This is a genomic window from Anaeromyxobacter sp. SG64, assembly GCF_022690745.1.
Classification (GTDB): Bacteria; Myxococcota; Myxococcia; order Myxococcales; family Anaeromyxobacteraceae; genus Anaeromyxobacter; species Anaeromyxobacter soli.
The window spans coordinates 17,708-31,131 of sequence record NZ_JALCZB010000030.1; the positions used below are offsets into that span (position 1 = coordinate 17,708).

The window sequence follows — 13,424 nt, forward strand, 5'->3', positions numbered from 1 at the left end:
CCAACTGGCTCGAGTCGGCCGACGGGGGTCACCACTTGCCGTACATGCCGTCCGAGAGCTTCCACCAGGCGCCCGTGCCGATCCCGTAGGTCTGGCCCGCGCCGATGTCGCCCGCGAACGTGTCGGAGACCTGGAGGTCGCCGGCGGCGTTCGTGCGGCCTTGCTGGAAGTGGTAGCCCTGCGTGATCGCCCCGAAGTCGTGGCAGCCGCCGCAGCTCTTCTCGGAGCTGTACGGCCGCGCGCTCGTCGCGACCGGCGTGCCGGCCGCGTCCTTGAGCGTGATGGGGAACGGGTGCGCCGCGTACCCGAGCCCGGGGAGCGCGAGCGCCGCCAGCAGGCCGAGCGCGCGGCTCGCCTTGTGAAGCGTGAGTTCCATGATGAGGACTGCTCCTTTCGATTCGCGCCGCGTTCCGGCGCGCCGGCGGGGCGTTCCGCAAGAGACGCGCCATCGAGGCGCGCTCCCGCGGCATACGGCCGCACGGCCAAGTACCGGGCGCGTATCGGGTTTCCGACCGATGCGGCGACCGCGAGCGGTCTGTTAGTCTCGCCCCGTTCACCCGCCGTTTCCGGTGAACGTTCCCGCAACGCCCCCGGATCCGATGACCTCGACGCCGCCCCTCCCGTTCCTCGGCCTCGGCAGCCTGGAGATGCTCCGCGCGCTCGCCGACGCGCTCCCGGACGCGCTGTTCACGACCGACGAGGAGGGCCTCGTCACCTACTGGAACGCCGCCGCCGAGCGGATCACGGGCTACTCGTCCGACGAGGCCGTCGGCCGCCGCTGCTCCATCCTCGCCGGGGACGCCGTGCGGGGCTGCATGTGCGGCGTCGGGCCGCTGCTCTGTGGGATCGAGGCCCGCGGCAAGAGCACGAAGTGCTGCACCATCCGCACGAAGGACGGCCGAGACCGGCTCATCGTGAAGAACGCGGTCGCGCTCCACGACCAGGCGGGCCGGACCGCGGGCGCGCTCGAGAGCTTCACGGACGTGACGGAGCTCGAGGCGGCCGGCCCGGCGCCTCGCGAGGGCGCGTGCGCGGTCCCGCCCCCCGGCGACCGGGCGGGCCGCGCGGACGCGGAGGGCGACGACCGGCACGGGCTCCTCGGCGACCACCCGCTCATGCGCGAGCTGCGCCGCACGATCTCGCTCGTCGCGCGCTCCGAGGCGACGGTGATGATCCTCGGCGAGAGCGGCGTGGGGAAGGAGCGCGTGGCTGAGGCGATCCACCGCCAGAGCCGGCGCGCCGCGGGCCCGCTCGTGAGGGTCGCCTGCTCCGCGCTCAACGAGAGCCTCCTCGAGAGCGAGCTGTTCGGGCACGTGAAGGGCGCCTTCACCGGGGCCGTGCGCGACCGGCGCGGGCGGTTCCAGGAGGCGAGCGGCGGCACGCTCCTGCTCGACGAGATCGGGGACGTGTCCCCCGCCGTCCAGGTGAAGCTCCTGCGCGTCATCGAGCAGCGCGTGGTGGAGCGGGTCGGCGACTCGCAGCCCATCCCCGTGGACGTGCGGCTCGTCTGCGCGACGCACCGCGACCTGAAGCAGCTGGTCGCGGACGGGCGCTTCCGGGCCGATCTGTACTTCCGCCTCGCGGTGTTCCCGCTCCGCGTCCCGGCGCTCCGCGAGCACCCGGAGGACGTGGGCCCGATCGCGGAGCGGTTCCTCGCGCGCCTCGGCGTGCCGCCACCCACGGCCGGTGCGCTGAGGCTCCTCCATGCCTACGCGTGGCCCGGGAACGTGCGGGAGCTCCAGAACGTCCTGGAGTTCGCCGCGCTGCAGGCCGGCGGCCTCGCGATCGCGCCCGAGCACCTGCCGCGCGACGTCTGCGCCGGGTCGTTCCCGGCCCGCACGCCGGCCGCGACCGATCGGGACGTGATCCTGGGGGCGCTCGCGCGCACCGGCGGAAACCGCGCGCGCGCCGCCGACGCGCTGGGCATCTCCCGGGTCACCCTCTGGAAGCGCATGAAGCGGCTCGGCGTCGTGGCGCCGGACCCGGCCGGCCCCGCCGAGCAGGAGCCGGAGCCGGCCTGACCGCGACCGCCCGCCGTCTCCGGGCTCAGCGCGCCGAGCGCCGGTTCTTGTCCACGATCGCCCAGATGAGGATGAGGAAGGCGACGAGCCGGAGCAGGTAGGTGAGGTGCCGGGTCTCGTCGCTCGGGTTCACCACCCCGAGGGCGGCCCAGTTCAGGGCGAGCACGAAGAACGCCGCCGCGAACCCGGCGAACAGCCGATCGCGGCTCTCGCGCCAGAAGCGCAGGAAGAACAGGCCCGCGACGGCGCAGCCAGCGGCGAGGGCGCCCCAGACGAACTGCATCATTCGGACTCCCACACGAGCCCGAACACGAGCAGGGCGATGCCCACCACCGCCGGCACGGTGCGGACGACCCAGAGGTCCGTGCGCGGGGTGAGGACGAGGTCCACGTAGAGCAGCACGTTGTTGAGCGCGAGCCCCACGAAGCAGAGCGCGCTCCAGAGCATGAGCCGCACCCGCGTCGCGGCGTAGCTCCGCACGAGGAGCGCCGCGCAGACCACGCTCGTGAGCGCGCACAGGAGATAGACCGCCTCAGCCATCTCGCTTCTTCGCCCCCGTCACCCGGAACGCCTCCGCGAACGTGCGCAGCGCGGAGCGCCGGATCCGGCTCATCGCGTTCGCGCTCATGAGGTCGATGACCGCCACCCGGCGCTCCTCGTAGGCGCGCGCCAGCCGGTCGACGACGTCGGCGGTGTCCGCGTCCGCGGGCGCGTAGCGGTGGCTCCGCTCGCTCCCTCTCGTCACCGTGAGGAGCCGCCGTCCCGCGAGCTCGTCGAGCGAGCTCGCCGCCGCCGCGAGCGAGATCTGGAGGGCCTCCGCCACCTGGGCCGCGGTCCACGGCGCCGCCTGCTCGCGATGGAGCAGCAGCAGGATCTCGAGCTGCTCGTAGGAGTCCACGCTCGCGAGCATGAAGGCCTGGATGTCGGGGGCGAGCTCGTCGGACAAAACGGCCGGCAGACTACGCACCCATCCCTATGACGTCAAACGATACCGCGTCGGCCGGCCGGGCGTGCGGCGCTCCGGCCGCGCGGCGATTGTCGAACGGCCGCCTCGTCACGTGTGGGGCGGGACCTCGGCGGGGCGGCCTCTCGGGAACTCGCATGAGGCCGTGCTAAGAAGCCGCACCCTCGATGCCCTGGGAGGCCCCCATGGACGTCAGCCGCCGCGCCCGCTTCATCGAGCACAACGGAAAGCGCATCTACCTCATCGACGCCGAGGGGCTCGGCGCGGACGGCGTCGTCGCGCTCGCCGCGCAGGTCGCGCGGGACGTCCGCTCCCAGCCGCTCGGCTCCGTCCTCACCATCACGAACGCGAAGAACGTCGTCGCGGACATGAAGCTCATCGAGGCGCTCCGCTCGCTGACCGAGGGGAACCGGCCGCACGTGAAGGCGGCGGCGGTGACCGGCCTGTCCGGCATGCACCGCATGGTGTTCAACACCTTGAAGGTCCTCGCGAGGCGCGACTTCCACGTCTTCGAGACCGTGGACCAGGCGAAGGAGTTCCTCTCGAAGGTGGAGTGAACGCGAGCGCTCAGGTGCGCGGTCTCGCCGGCTTGCCGGGAGGAGCTGGCTTCGTGGGCGCGGCCTCCTTCGGCGCGGCCGGAGCGGCGGGCGGAGCGGTCTCCGGCGCAGGAACGCCAGGAGGCGTGGCGAGCTCCCCGAACGGCCGGAGCTGCTCCTTCACCTGGGCCGGGTCGCCCACCACCACGAGCGTCATGCGAGCGGGATCGAGCCAGGTCTGGGCCATGCGCCGCACGTCGTCGGGCGTGACGGCGCGGACGTTCCTCACGTAGTCCTCGAGCCACCTCTCGCCGAGGCCGTGCAGCTCCACGAAGCGCAGGCGCGCGATGAGGCCGTCGCGATCGGAGGTCTGCAGCACGAAGGTGCCGGCGAGGTACGCCTGCACCGCGCGCAGCTCCTCCTCCCGCGGCGGCTCGGCGCGGAGCCGCTCCACCTCGCGGAGGACCTCGCCGATCGCGGCGCCGGTGACCGCCGTGGTGACGTCGGCCACCTCCGCCCAGTAGCCGGTGCCGGCGCGCACCGAGACGGCGCTCGCGGGGGAGTAGGTGTAGCCCTTCGCCTCGCGGATGTTGGCGGTGATCCGCGAGGAGAAGTAGCCGCCGAGGAGCGTGTTCGCGACCGCGAGCTTCAGGTAGTCCGGGTGGCGCGGCTCGAGGACCGGCAGCCCGAGGTAGAGCGACGACTGGACCGCGCCCGCGCGGTCGACGAGCTCCACGGCGCGGCGCGAGCTGGGTTGCGGCGGCGCGAGCTCGCGCGGCCCGCCGGGCGGGAGCGAGGCCAGCGCCGCGCGGATGCGCGCCTCGGTCGCGGCGCGGTCGAAGCGCCCGGCCACGTAGAGGTGCGCTCGCCGCGCCCGGTAGCTCGCGGCGTGGAACGCCCGCGCCTCGTCCACGGTGTAGCCGCGGACGATCTCGGGGGTGGGGAGGAGCTTGCCGTAGGGGTGGTCCGGGTACAGCGTCGCGAGGAAGCGCTCCTGGGCGAGCACCTGCGGCTGGGTGCGCGCGATGGCGACGGAGCGCAGCGTGTCCTGCCGCACGCGCTCCACCTCGCGCTGCGGGAAGGCGGGGTTCGCCGCCACGTCGGCGACGAGCGCCACGAGCTCGGGCGCGAACTCCGAGAGCACCGTGCCCGTGACGATCGTCTCGTCCGGCGTCACGTTCGTCTCGATCGCCCCGCCCCAGCGCGCGGCGGCGCCGGCGATCTCGGCGGCGCTGCGGGTGGTCGTGCCCTCGGTGAGGAGGGCCGCGAGGAAGCTCGAGAGCCCGGTCTTGCCGGGCGGATCGTCGCCGGTGCCGGCGCGGAACACGAGCGCGACGGTGGCCTTGGGCAGCACGCCCATCTCGACGAGCGTGACCGCGAGGCCGTTGTCGAGGGTGAAGCCGTGCGTGCGCGGGAGGCGGAAGTCGGGCGGCGGACGCGGCGGCGGGGGCGCCTCGCGCGGAGCGGCCGCGGGCGCGGCGGGAGCCTGGGCGACGGCGAGCGCGAGGGCGGCGGCGAGGAAGGTCATGGCGCTCTCCTCTGCTCCTTCGGATCCTTCTGCTCCTTCGGCTTCACGAGGAACACGGTCCGGTTCGTCGGGCGGAGCCACTCGCGCGCCGTCTGGAGCACGAGCGCCGGCGTCACCGCCTCGAGGTCTTCCTCGATCCGGTTCACGCGGGCGGGGTCGTCGTGGAAGAGCGCCTGCGCGGCGAGGAGGTCCACGAGGCCGAACCCCGCGAACTGCTCCATCTCCGAGTACAGCGTGGAGCGCGCCTTCACCTTGGCACGCGCGAGGGTCTCCGGGTCCACGGGCTTCTCGAGGTACGGCGCGAGCGCCTCGTCGACCGCGCGCAACAGCTCGTCCGCGCTCCGGTCCGTGTCGTGGAAGAGGTAGGCGATCTCGAGCATGGGCCCGTCGTAGTTCCAGGAATTCCCGAGCAGGTTCACGCCGCCCGACACGTCGCCGGTGAGCCCCTTCTCCTGCACGAGCTTCTGGTAGAGCGCCGAGTCGCGCCCCTGGAGGATCATCTGATCGAGGAGCACGAACGCCGCGTGCTCGGGCGTGCTCCGCGGCGGCGCGTGCCAGGCGACCGCGAGCGCCGGCCGCTCGGCGAGCGGATCCAGCTTCTCCGCGCGCCGCTCCCGCTCCTGGCGCGGCTCGGAGAGGTCCGGCCGCGGGGGCTGCGGGACGGGACGGATGTCGGCGAAGTGGCGCTTCACCCAGCCGAGCGCCTCCTTCGGGTCGAAGTCGCCGGCGAGCGCCACGACCGCGTCGTTGGGCGCGTAGTAGGTCTCGAAGAACTTCTGGACGTCCGGGAGCGTGGCCGCCTGGATGTCGGCGAGGTCGCCGTAGAAGTTGTGGGCGTTGTACCAGTTGTCGTTCGCGACCTGCGGCAGGTCGAGCCAGGGGAACCCGCCGTACGGGCGGTTCAGGACGTTCACCTTCACCTCGTTCGAGACCACGCCCTTCTGGTTGTCGAGGTTCTCCTGCGTGACGGCGAGGCCGCGCATGCGGTCCGCCTCCGCCCAGAGGACGGTCTCGAGCACGTTCGAGGGGACGACCTCGTAGTAGTTCGTGAAGTCGAAGCGGGTGGAGCCGTTGAGCGTCCCGCCGTTCGACTGCACGAGCTTGATGAACTCCATCTTCCCGAGGTTCCGCGAGCCCTGGAACATCATGTGCTCGAAGAGGTGGGCGAAGCCGGTGCGGTCCCTGGGCTCCACGCGGAAGCCGATGCCGTAGTAGACGCCCACCGCGACCTTGGGGACGCTGCGGTCCGGCGAGAGCACGACGCGCAGGCCGTTGTCGAGCTTGTGGTACTCGATCGGCACCGCGAGGCGCGCGGCGTGCGGGCGCGTGGCGCCGCGCGACGACGCGCAGCCCAGGGCCGCCGCGAGCGCGAGGACGAGCAGGACGGGCTTCATCGACACCCCCTTCGCGGAGGCGCTCGCCTCCGGAGACCGGACCCATACAGGAGGTCACGACAGGTTAGAACGGCCCGCTCGGGCGCCGGCCCGGGGGCGGGGCCGGGGTCGGCGGCCGGCTACAGCCCGAGGATGAGCCGCGCCGCGGTGAAGTAGATGACGATCCCGGAGACGTCCACGAGCGTCGCGATGAACGGCGCGGACGCGCTCGCCGGGTCGAAACCGAGCCGGCGGATGAGAATGGGCAGCATCGAGCCCATGAGCGTGCCCCAGGTCACGACGAGCACGAGCGAGCTCGACACGGTGAGCGCGATGGAGGGGGTGCGCGGCCCGTACGTCCCGAACAGCCCCTGCCAGGCGAAGATGCGCAGGGAGCCGATGAGGGCGAGGATGATGCCCAGGGCGAGCCCCGAGAGCACCTCCCGCCGGGCGACGCGCAGGGCGTCCCGCACCGCCACCTCGCCGAGCGCCATGGCGCGGATCACCAGCGTCGAGGCCTGCGAGCCGGAGTTGCCCCCCGACGAGATGATGAGCGGCACGAACAGCGCGAGGACCACCGCGCGCCCGATCTCGTCCTCGAAGCCGGCCATGGCGGTGGCGGTGAACATCTCGCCGATGAACAGGGCGGAGAGCCAGCCCGCGCGCTTCTTCACCATGGCGAGGAAGCCCGTGGCGAGGTAGGGCGCGTCGAGGGCCTCCATGCCGCCGATCTTCTGGATGTCCTCCGTGGCCTCCTGCTGCACCACGTCGACGACGTCGTCGACGGTGACGATGCCCTGCATGCGACCCTGCCCGTCCACCACCGGGATGGCGTTCACGTCCTCGTGGGCCATGATGCGCGCGACGGCCTCCTGGTCGAGCGTGTCCGGCACGCTCACCACCTCGCGCTTCATCAGATCGGCGATGCGGCGGTCGGGCGGCGCGGTGAGGAGGTCGCGGAAGGACACGACGCCGACGAGCTTCTGGTCGGGATCGAGGACGTACGCGTAGTAGATGGTCTCCGCCTGCTCGCGCGCCTGGCGGCGCAGGTAGCGGATGGCCTCGTCGGCGGTCATCTCCGGCCGCAGCCGCGCGAAGCGCGGGCTCATGAGGCCGCCGGCGGCGTCCTCCGCGTAGGCGAGGAGGGCGGTCACCTCGCGCCGCGCCACCGGATCGAGCAGCTCGAGGAGGCGGGGGCGCTCCTCCTCCGGCGTGTCCTGGATGACGTCGGCGGCGTCGTCGGGCGCGAGGAGCCGGATCCACAGCCGCCGCTCGGGCGGCGGCAGCGCGAGGAGCAGCGCCGCCTCGTCGGCGGGGGGCAGCTCGAGGAAGAAGTCGTCCGCCTCGGCGCGGACGAGCCGGTGGAACCCCTCGATCCGCTCCTCCCAGGAGAGGGCCGGCCAGGCGTCCCGGAGCTCCTCCGCCGTGAGCGGCACGTCGACCAGCTGATCCGCGTCCATGCCGCTCCCTTCGCGACGCGGAGGCTAGTCTCGCGGTGGCGGGGCGTAAAGCGAAACGCTCCGCGTGGAGCGGCCCTGCGGGCGCCCGCGCCGCGCGGGGGTCCGGGCGGTCAGCGCCCGACGGGGACGGTCGCGTCGAGGGCGAGCGGGAGCGGGATGCCCGCCACCTCCGCGGTCCCGGCGAGGCCGAGCCGGACCGGCGCCCCGCGGGCGAGGTCGGTCGCGGCGCGCCCGGCGCGGAAGACGTTGAGGCGCACGGGGATCGCGATCGTCTGTGCGGCGCCGCCGGCCACCCGGGCGAGGGCCGAGTCCCGCGCGCTCGCGACCTCGGAGCCCGCGAGCGAGAGGGCATAGTCGAGCCGGCCCGCCGGGAGCGGGAAGGCGTTCGGGTTCTTCACCCGGACCTTCACGTCGAGCGCCATCTCGGTGAGGGAGGCCGTGCGCAAGGAGACGCCCTCGAGCGAGAAGCTCGGCAGGCTCGGCAGCGCGAGCCGGTCGGAGTGCGAGACCGGCAGGTCCACCACCCCGATGGGCGTGCGGACGCCCACCTTGCCGGAGAGCCGGTAGGCGATGGCGTCGCGCCGGCTCGTGAGCAGCCCGACGATGCCCGGCACGTCCTGGTAGCGGATGCGGACCGGGATGGTGAGCGGAGCGACGCCGTTCGCCGGGATGGCGAGCCCGCCCGGCATGTCGCCGGTCGCGATGCGGGTCCCCTCCACCTCGACGCCCCAGCCGACGCGGGCGACGTCGAGACCGAAGCCGTTCGGGTTCTCGAGGTCGAACTTCACGCCGAGGGTGGCGCCCTCGAGATCGAGCGCCTCGACGGTCGCCGACCGAAAGGTGAGCTTCGGATCCTTGAACGCGACGCGGGCGAGGTTCGTGAGGCCCGCGCAGCCGGTCCCGAGGGCGGCGACGGCGAGGAGGGCGAGGAGGGCTGGCTTCTTCATGGAGGGATGTTCTAGCAGTGGGCGGAGCCGCGCCGCGAGGTGGGAGGCCGTCCGCCTCCGAGATTCGCACGCGCGGCCGATCCGCCGGCGCCAGCCCACGCGCAAGGGACGGACGGTCCGGCCGCGGCCGGCATTCAAGCCGTCCACACGCCGTCCACAGCCGCTCCACAGCGCTCTCCCCCGGGATTTCCGACGTTTTCCACCGGCCATCCACGGTGATCCCGTCGGAGGTCGCTGGTAGGCTCTCGCCCGTTCCATGGCCGAGCTCGATCCCGTTCGACGCGCCTCCGAGGCGCTCGTCGCCCCGCTGCGCAGCGCCCGCGACCTGCCCCACAGCCTCGACGCCGAGCAGGCGGTGCTGGGCGCGATCCTGGTCGAGGAGACCGCCTTCGATCAGGTGGCCGCCCTCATCAAGTCGGGCGACTTCTACCTGCTCCAGCACCAGCACGTGTACGCGGTGTGCGAGGAGCTCGCACGCGAGTCGAAGACGCTCGACCCGATCCTCGTCCAGCAGCGGCTCGACGCGAAGGGCCTGCTCGGCAGCGCCGTCCCGCGCGAGCTGCCGCTCTCGCTCGCCCGCGCCATCGGCACGACCGCCAACGTGCAGCACTACGCGCGCGCGGTGCAGGAGCTCGCCCGGCTGCGCCAGATGATGCTCACCGCCCAGCGGGTGGTGGAGCGCGGCTACGAGGCGGGGCCGAACGTCCAGCAGTTCCTCGACTCCGCCCAGCAGGACGTGTTCGGCGCGGCGGCGGGCACCGGCACCGACACGCTGAAGAAGATCGCCGAGCCGGTGATGCGGGCGATCGAGAACCTCGAGGCGGTCCAGAAGCGCGTCCAGGCCGGCCTCTCCCCCATCACCGGCGTCCCCACCGGCATCCAGTCGCTCGACAAGAACACCCTCGGCTTCCAGCCCGGCACGCTCATCGTCCTCGCCGCCCGCCCGTCGGTCGGCAAGACCGCCTTCGCCCTCAACATCGCGACCCACGCGGCCATCAAGGCGGCGAAGAAGGTGGCGTTCTTCTCGCTCGAGATGCCCTCCGACCAGCTCGCGCTGCGCATGCTCGCCTCCGAGGCGCGGCTCGACTGGCGGCGGCTCTCCGCGGGCCAGCTCTCCGCCTACGACTGGCAGAAGATCGCGACGCACGCGGACAAGATCGGCGCCGCGTCCATCTGGCTCGACGACAACTTCGTCCTCACCCCGGTCGAGCTCCGCTCGAAGTGCCGCAAGCTGAAGCGCGAGAACGGCGGCCTCGACCTCGTGATGATCGACTACCTGCAGCTCATGCACGCCCCGTCCGACCGGGCCACCCAGTCGCGCGAGCAGGAGATCGCCACCATCAGCCGCTCGCTCAAGTCGCTCGCGAAGGAGCTCGAGTGCCCCATCGTGGCGCTCTCGCAGCTGAACCGCAGCGTGGAGAAGCGCAAGGGCGAGCCGCCCATGCTCTCCGACCTGCGCGAGTCGGGCGCGATCGAGCAGGACGCCGACATCGTCATGTTCCTGCACCGCAACGACGAGGACAACAAGGACGTCCAGGCCGGCACGGCGAGCGGCGACACGCTCGAGGTGCAGCTCGTCGTGGCGAAGCAGCGCCAGGGCCCCACCGGGACGATCCCGCTCGTCTTCTTCAAGACGACGACCTACTTCGCCGAGATGGAGAAGCGGCGCGACGGACCGTGAAGTCGCGGTCCCTTCAGCGCCGCCCGGTGCGTAGCGCCGCGCCGACGCCGACGAAGACGCCGGGCAGCATCGCCCGCCAGGCGTCCCGCAGCGGCACCCGGCCGGCGGCGTCCGACGAGAACGAGTCCGCGAGGAGCGGCAGGCCGAGGTGGACCTCGGCGGCGACGCCCCGCGCGGTGGTGTGGCGGTACCCCACGAGCGGGCCCGCGCCGCACATGAGGTGCGGGCCGATGCGCCGGAAGTCGAGGACGCCGCCCACGAACAGGCCGCGATCGAAGTCCCCGAGCGCATACCAGCGGCCCTGGCCGCTGAACCCGAGCGCCCACTCCTCCGGGTAGCCCTTCACCGCCACGCTGCCGCCGCCGATCACCACCGCGGACGAGAGGCGGCCCTCCGGCCGTCGCTCGATGCTCGCCTCGAGCCGCCAGCCGCGATCGCCGTCGAAGGGGTTCCCCGCCGGGCCGGCGACGTTGAACAGGAGGACGAGGTTGCGATCGGGGGGCGGCCGCGTCGGGCGGACGGGCTCCCGGCGCTCGATGAAGGGCACCTGCTCCGGCAGCTGCTCCGGCACCTGCTGGCCGCGCGCCGGGAGCGGCGCCGTGGCGACGAGGGCCACGGCGAGGAGCGCCGCGGTGAAGGCGCGGGCGCGGCGCGAGCGAATCCCCGTCATGACCTCCCCCTGGTTCCGCATCATTCTAGCGCGCCCGCGCGGTCGAGGTAGCGCTCCACCGCGCGCTTACCTCCGCGCACCGCCTCCTCGAGCGGCGCGCCGCGCGCGAGGAGCGCAGCGATCGTCGAGGCGAGCCGGCAGCCCGTGCCGCGCGCGGTCCCCGGCCGGCGCCGGCCCACGAGCCGCGTCACTCTGCCGCGCGTGACGAGCAGGTCGAGCGGCGCCCCCTCGCGGTGCCCGCCCTTCACGAGCACCGCGCGCGCCGGGAGTGCGCGGGCGGCGCGCACGGCCGCCTCGTCCGTCGAGACGTCGAGGCCCGTGAGCGCCGCGAGCTCGGGCAGGTTCGGCGTGACGAGCCTCGCGCGCGAGAGGAGCGGCGCGAGCGCGTCGCCGAGCGGACGGCCCTCGGCGAGGAAGAGCGGCGCGCCGGAGGAGGCGGCGAGGACCGTGTCCATGACGAGCGGCACCCTTTCGAGCGGGCGCTCGCCGAGCCGGACGGCGAGGGTGCGGGCGATCGTCGCCGTGGCGAGCATGCCGGTCTTCACCGCCCGCGGCCGCTCGGCGCCGAGCACGAGGGCGTCGAGCTGGGCGAGCAGGATCCCCGGGCTCGCGGGCTCGAAGCCTCGCGCGCCGCCCGGCCCCTGGGCGGTGAGGGCGGTCGCGACGGCCCAGCCCTCCGCGCCAGCGGCGCGGATCGCCTCGAGGTCGGCGAGGAGGCCGGCGCCGCCGGAGGGATCGAGGCCGGCGACGACGAGCACGCGCGGAGGGGAGCCTCGCGCGGGCCCAGGCGCCCTCGCCCGGACCCTTGCGGCGCGCGCGCTCACCGGCGGCGATCCCGCGCCGCGGCGACGAGCCCGCGGTACAGCGCCGCGTGGCGCGGCTCGTGGCGGAGAACGGCCTCCGGGTGCCACTGCACGCCGAGCGCGAACGGCAGGTCCGGCAGCTCGATCGCCTCGGCGATCCCGTCCGCCGCGCGCGCGGACACGAGCACGCCGGCGCCCGGCTCGCGGACCGCCTGGTGGTGCGTCGAGTTCACGGAGAGCGCGCCCGGGCCCACGAGGGCCGCGAGGTGCGTGCCCGGCTGGATGGCCACCTCGTGCGAGGGGACGTCCTTCGGCGCGGGCTGCTCGTGGCCGCGGATGCCGGCGTCGCCGGGGAGATCCTGGTAGAGCGTCCCGCCCCGCACCACGTTGAGGAGCTGCATGCCGCCGCACACGCCGAGCACCGGCATGCGCGCGGCGAGCGCCGCCTCGAGCAGATCCTTCTCGAACGCGGTGCGCTCGGGCTTCGTGGCGCCGCACGCGTCGCGGCGCGCCTCGCCGTAGAGCTCCGGCGGCACGTCGAAGAACCCGCCCGTCACGACGAGCCCGTCGAGGAGCGCCAGGTAGGCCGCGGCGGCGTCCTTGGCGTGCGGGAGCAGGATGGGGAGCCCGCCCGCGGCGAGCACCGCCTCGATGTAGGCGCGGCCGAGGAAGTAGCGCTCCTCCCGCTCGTCCGCGTCGAGGGTGAGGCCGATGCGCGGTCGCGACCTCATGGCGTCGTCTCCCGAAGCCGGTTGGCCGACGCGAAGCCCTGCGCGAGCCGGGCGGCGTTCGCGCTCGGCTCGCCCGCGCCGAAGATCGCCTCGATGACGGCGGCGCAGGCCGCGCCGGCGCGGGCCACCTCGCCGACGTTCGCGAGGGTGATCCCGCCGATCGCGACGACCGGCGCGCCGAGGGCGGAGGCGATCTCGCGGAGCAGGGCCGTCCCGCGCGGCGGGACGGCGAGCGCCTTGGAGCGCGAGGCGAAGATCGGGCCGAAGCCGACGTGGTCCGCCCCCTCGGCGAGGGCGGCCCGCGCCTCCTCGAGCGTGCGGGTGGTGCGGCCCACGAGGAGCTCCGGACCGACGAGCCGGCGCGCCTCCGCGGGGGGCAGATCGTCGTCGCCGAGGTGCACGCCGTCCGCGCCGGCGAGGAGCGCGAGGTCGGCCCGGTCGTTCACGATGACGAGGGCGCGCCCCCGCGCGAGGGCGACGATCTCCCGCGCCGCGGCGAGCACCGCGCCGGCGGGCGCGTCCTTGATGCGGACCTGCACGACGCCGGCGCCGCCGGCGATCGCGGCTCGCGCCTGCCCGATCGCGTCCCCGCCCCCCACGATGGCGTAGAGCCCCGCGAGCCGCGCGCGCCGCGCGGCGCCCGCCGAGGCATCGGAAGTGGGCATGACGACAGCGCTAACACGCGCTTGACTGCCCCGCAAGGCGCCGCA

15 protein-coding genes are annotated in these 13,424 nt (G+C 73.9%); 3 read left to right on the plus strand and 12 right to left on the minus strand.

All coding sequences use genetic code 11. From position 1 onward, the window contains the following. Positions 1-28: 28 nt before the first annotated feature. The gene (locus MNZ29_RS11240; protein ID WP_242339911.1) at positions 29-376 is read right to left on the minus strand and encodes a hypothetical protein; all 348 of its coding nucleotides are present in this window, start codon (positions 374-376) and stop codon (positions 29-31) included. A gap of 223 nt (positions 377-599) precedes the next feature. Here MNZ29_RS11240 and MNZ29_RS11245 point away from each other — a divergent pair, with 223 nt between their 5' ends. Next, on the plus strand, positions 600-2,021 hold the full coding sequence (locus tag MNZ29_RS11245; RefSeq protein ID WP_242339910.1) for a sigma-54-dependent Fis family transcriptional regulator: 1,422 nt from the start codon (positions 600-602) through the stop codon (positions 2,019-2,021). A 25-nt stretch (positions 2,022-2,046) separates the two neighbouring features. Here MNZ29_RS11245 and MNZ29_RS11250 read toward each other — a convergent pair whose 3' ends face one another. From MNZ29_RS11250 to MNZ29_RS11260, 3 genes are read right to left on the minus strand one after another with little or no spacing between them, the layout of a single operon-like run. Next, positions 2,047-2,307 carry a DUF5985 family protein gene (locus MNZ29_RS11250; RefSeq protein WP_242339909.1) on the minus strand — a complete coding sequence of 87 codons (261 nt, stop codon included), beginning with the start codon at positions 2,305-2,307 and terminating at the stop codon, positions 2,047-2,049. Continuing rightward, entirely contained in the window at positions 2,304-2,561 is a 258-nt protein-coding gene (locus MNZ29_RS11255; RefSeq protein ID WP_242339908.1) for a DUF5985 family protein, read from the minus strand. Before MNZ29_RS11255 ends, MNZ29_RS11250 begins: the two co-directional genes overlap by 4 nt. Continuing rightward, positions 2,554-2,988 (minus strand): hypothetical protein, encoded by a 435-nt coding sequence (locus tag MNZ29_RS11260; RefSeq protein ID WP_242339907.1) that lies wholly within the window; start codon positions 2,986-2,988, stop codon positions 2,554-2,556. Before MNZ29_RS11260 ends, MNZ29_RS11255 begins: the two co-directional genes overlap by 8 nt. A gap of 182 nt (positions 2,989-3,170) precedes the next feature. Between MNZ29_RS11260 and MNZ29_RS11265 the strand changes: the two genes are divergently transcribed. Next, the gene (locus MNZ29_RS11265) at positions 3,171-3,542 is read left to right on the plus strand and encodes a hypothetical protein (protein WP_242339906.1); all 372 of its coding nucleotides are present in this window, start codon (positions 3,171-3,173) and stop codon (positions 3,540-3,542) included. Between the two features lie 10 nt (positions 3,543-3,552). Here MNZ29_RS11265 and MNZ29_RS11270 read toward each other — a convergent pair whose 3' ends face one another. The 4 genes from MNZ29_RS11270 to MNZ29_RS11285 form a co-directional block, all read right to left on the minus strand. After that, entirely contained in the window at positions 3,553-5,049 is a 1,497-nt protein-coding gene (locus tag MNZ29_RS11270) for a pitrilysin family protein (protein WP_242339905.1), read from the minus strand. Then, the gene (locus tag MNZ29_RS11275; RefSeq protein ID WP_242355232.1) at positions 5,046-6,443 is read right to left on the minus strand and encodes a pitrilysin family protein; all 1,398 of its coding nucleotides are present in this window, start codon (positions 6,441-6,443) and stop codon (positions 5,046-5,048) included. Before MNZ29_RS11275 ends, MNZ29_RS11270 begins: the two co-directional genes overlap by 4 nt. A gap of 119 nt (positions 6,444-6,562) precedes the next feature. Continuing rightward, complete coding sequence (mgtE, locus tag MNZ29_RS11280; protein WP_242355234.1) at positions 6,563-7,882, minus strand: magnesium transporter; 1,320 nt, start codon at positions 7,880-7,882, stop codon at positions 6,563-6,565. A gap of 110 nt (positions 7,883-7,992) precedes the next feature. After that, positions 7,993-8,829, minus strand: coding sequence for an LEA type 2 family protein (locus tag MNZ29_RS11285; protein ID WP_242339902.1), 837 nt, complete (start codon positions 8,827-8,829; stop codon positions 7,993-7,995). A gap of 256 nt (positions 8,830-9,085) precedes the next feature. On the opposite strand from MNZ29_RS11285, the gene dnaB reads away from it, so the two are divergent. Further along, positions 9,086-10,510, plus strand: a complete 1,425-nt coding sequence (dnaB, locus tag MNZ29_RS11290) for a replicative DNA helicase (RefSeq protein WP_242339901.1) — start codon at positions 9,086-9,088, stop codon at positions 10,508-10,510. A gap of 13 nt (positions 10,511-10,523) precedes the next feature. On the opposite strand, the gene MNZ29_RS11295 is transcribed toward dnaB, so the two are convergent. The 4 genes from MNZ29_RS11295 to thiE all read right to left on the minus strand — a co-directional run bounded on the left by MNZ29_RS11295 (position 10,524) and on the right by thiE (position 13,379). Beyond that, positions 10,524-11,180 (minus strand): hypothetical protein, encoded by a 657-nt coding sequence (locus tag MNZ29_RS11295; RefSeq protein ID WP_242355236.1) that lies wholly within the window; start codon positions 11,178-11,180, stop codon positions 10,524-10,526. A gap of 20 nt (positions 11,181-11,200) precedes the next feature. Then, on the minus strand, positions 11,201-11,938 hold the full coding sequence (locus MNZ29_RS11300) for a hydroxymethylpyrimidine/phosphomethylpyrimidine kinase (RefSeq protein WP_242355238.1): 738 nt from the start codon (positions 11,936-11,938) through the stop codon (positions 11,201-11,203). A 62-nt stretch (positions 11,939-12,000) separates the two neighbouring features. After that, a complete protein-coding gene (locus MNZ29_RS11305) occupies positions 12,001-12,714 on the minus strand; it encodes a gamma-glutamyl-gamma-aminobutyrate hydrolase family protein (RefSeq protein WP_242355240.1) in 714 nt (237 codons plus the stop codon). Then, the gene (gene thiE, locus MNZ29_RS11310) at positions 12,711-13,379 is read right to left on the minus strand and encodes a thiamine phosphate synthase (protein WP_242355241.1); all 669 of its coding nucleotides are present in this window, start codon (positions 13,377-13,379) and stop codon (positions 12,711-12,713) included. Before thiE ends, MNZ29_RS11305 begins: the two co-directional genes overlap by 4 nt. Between the last annotated feature and the right edge of the window lie 45 nt (positions 13,380-13,424).

Coding starts and splice junctions, on each gene's coding strand:
- MNZ29_RS11240 (WP_242339911.1), bottom strand. CDS start 376: ATGGAACTCACGCTTCACAAGGCGAGCCGCGCGCTCGGCCTGCTGGCG.
- MNZ29_RS11245 (WP_242339910.1), top strand. CDS start 600: ATGACCTCGACGCCGCCCCTCCCGTTCCTCGGCCTCGGCAGCCTGGAG.
- MNZ29_RS11250 (WP_242339909.1), bottom strand. CDS start 2,307: ATGATGCAGTTCGTCTGGGGCGCCCTCGCCGCTGGCTGCGCCGTCGCG.
- MNZ29_RS11255 (WP_242339908.1), bottom strand. CDS start 2,561: ATGGCTGAGGCGGTCTATCTCCTGTGCGCGCTCACGAGCGTGGTCTGC.
- MNZ29_RS11265 (WP_242339906.1), top strand. CDS start 3,171: ATGGACGTCAGCCGCCGCGCCCGCTTCATCGAGCACAACGGAAAGCGC.
- MNZ29_RS11270 (WP_242339905.1), bottom strand. CDS start 5,049: ATGACCTTCCTCGCCGCCGCCCTCGCGCTCGCCGTCGCCCAGGCTCCC.
- MNZ29_RS11275 (WP_242355232.1), bottom strand. CDS start 6,443: ATGAAGCCCGTCCTGCTCGTCCTCGCGCTCGCGGCGGCCCTGGGCTGC.
- mgtE (WP_242355234.1), bottom strand. CDS start 7,882: ATGGACGCGGATCAGCTGGTCGACGTGCCGCTCACGGCGGAGGAGCTC.
- MNZ29_RS11285 (WP_242339902.1), bottom strand. CDS start 8,829: ATGAAGAAGCCAGCCCTCCTCGCCCTCCTCGCCGTCGCCGCCCTCGGG.
- dnaB (WP_242339901.1), top strand. CDS start 9,086: ATGGCCGAGCTCGATCCCGTTCGACGCGCCTCCGAGGCGCTCGTCGCC.
- MNZ29_RS11295 (WP_242355236.1), bottom strand. CDS start 11,180: ATGACGGGGATTCGCTCGCGCCGCGCCCGCGCCTTCACCGCGGCGCTC.
- MNZ29_RS11305 (WP_242355240.1), bottom strand. CDS start 12,714: ATGAGGTCGCGACCGCGCATCGGCCTCACCCTCGACGCGGACGAGCGG.
- thiE (WP_242355241.1), bottom strand. CDS start 13,379: ATGCCCACTTCCGATGCCTCGGCGGGCGCCGCGCGGCGCGCGCGGCTC.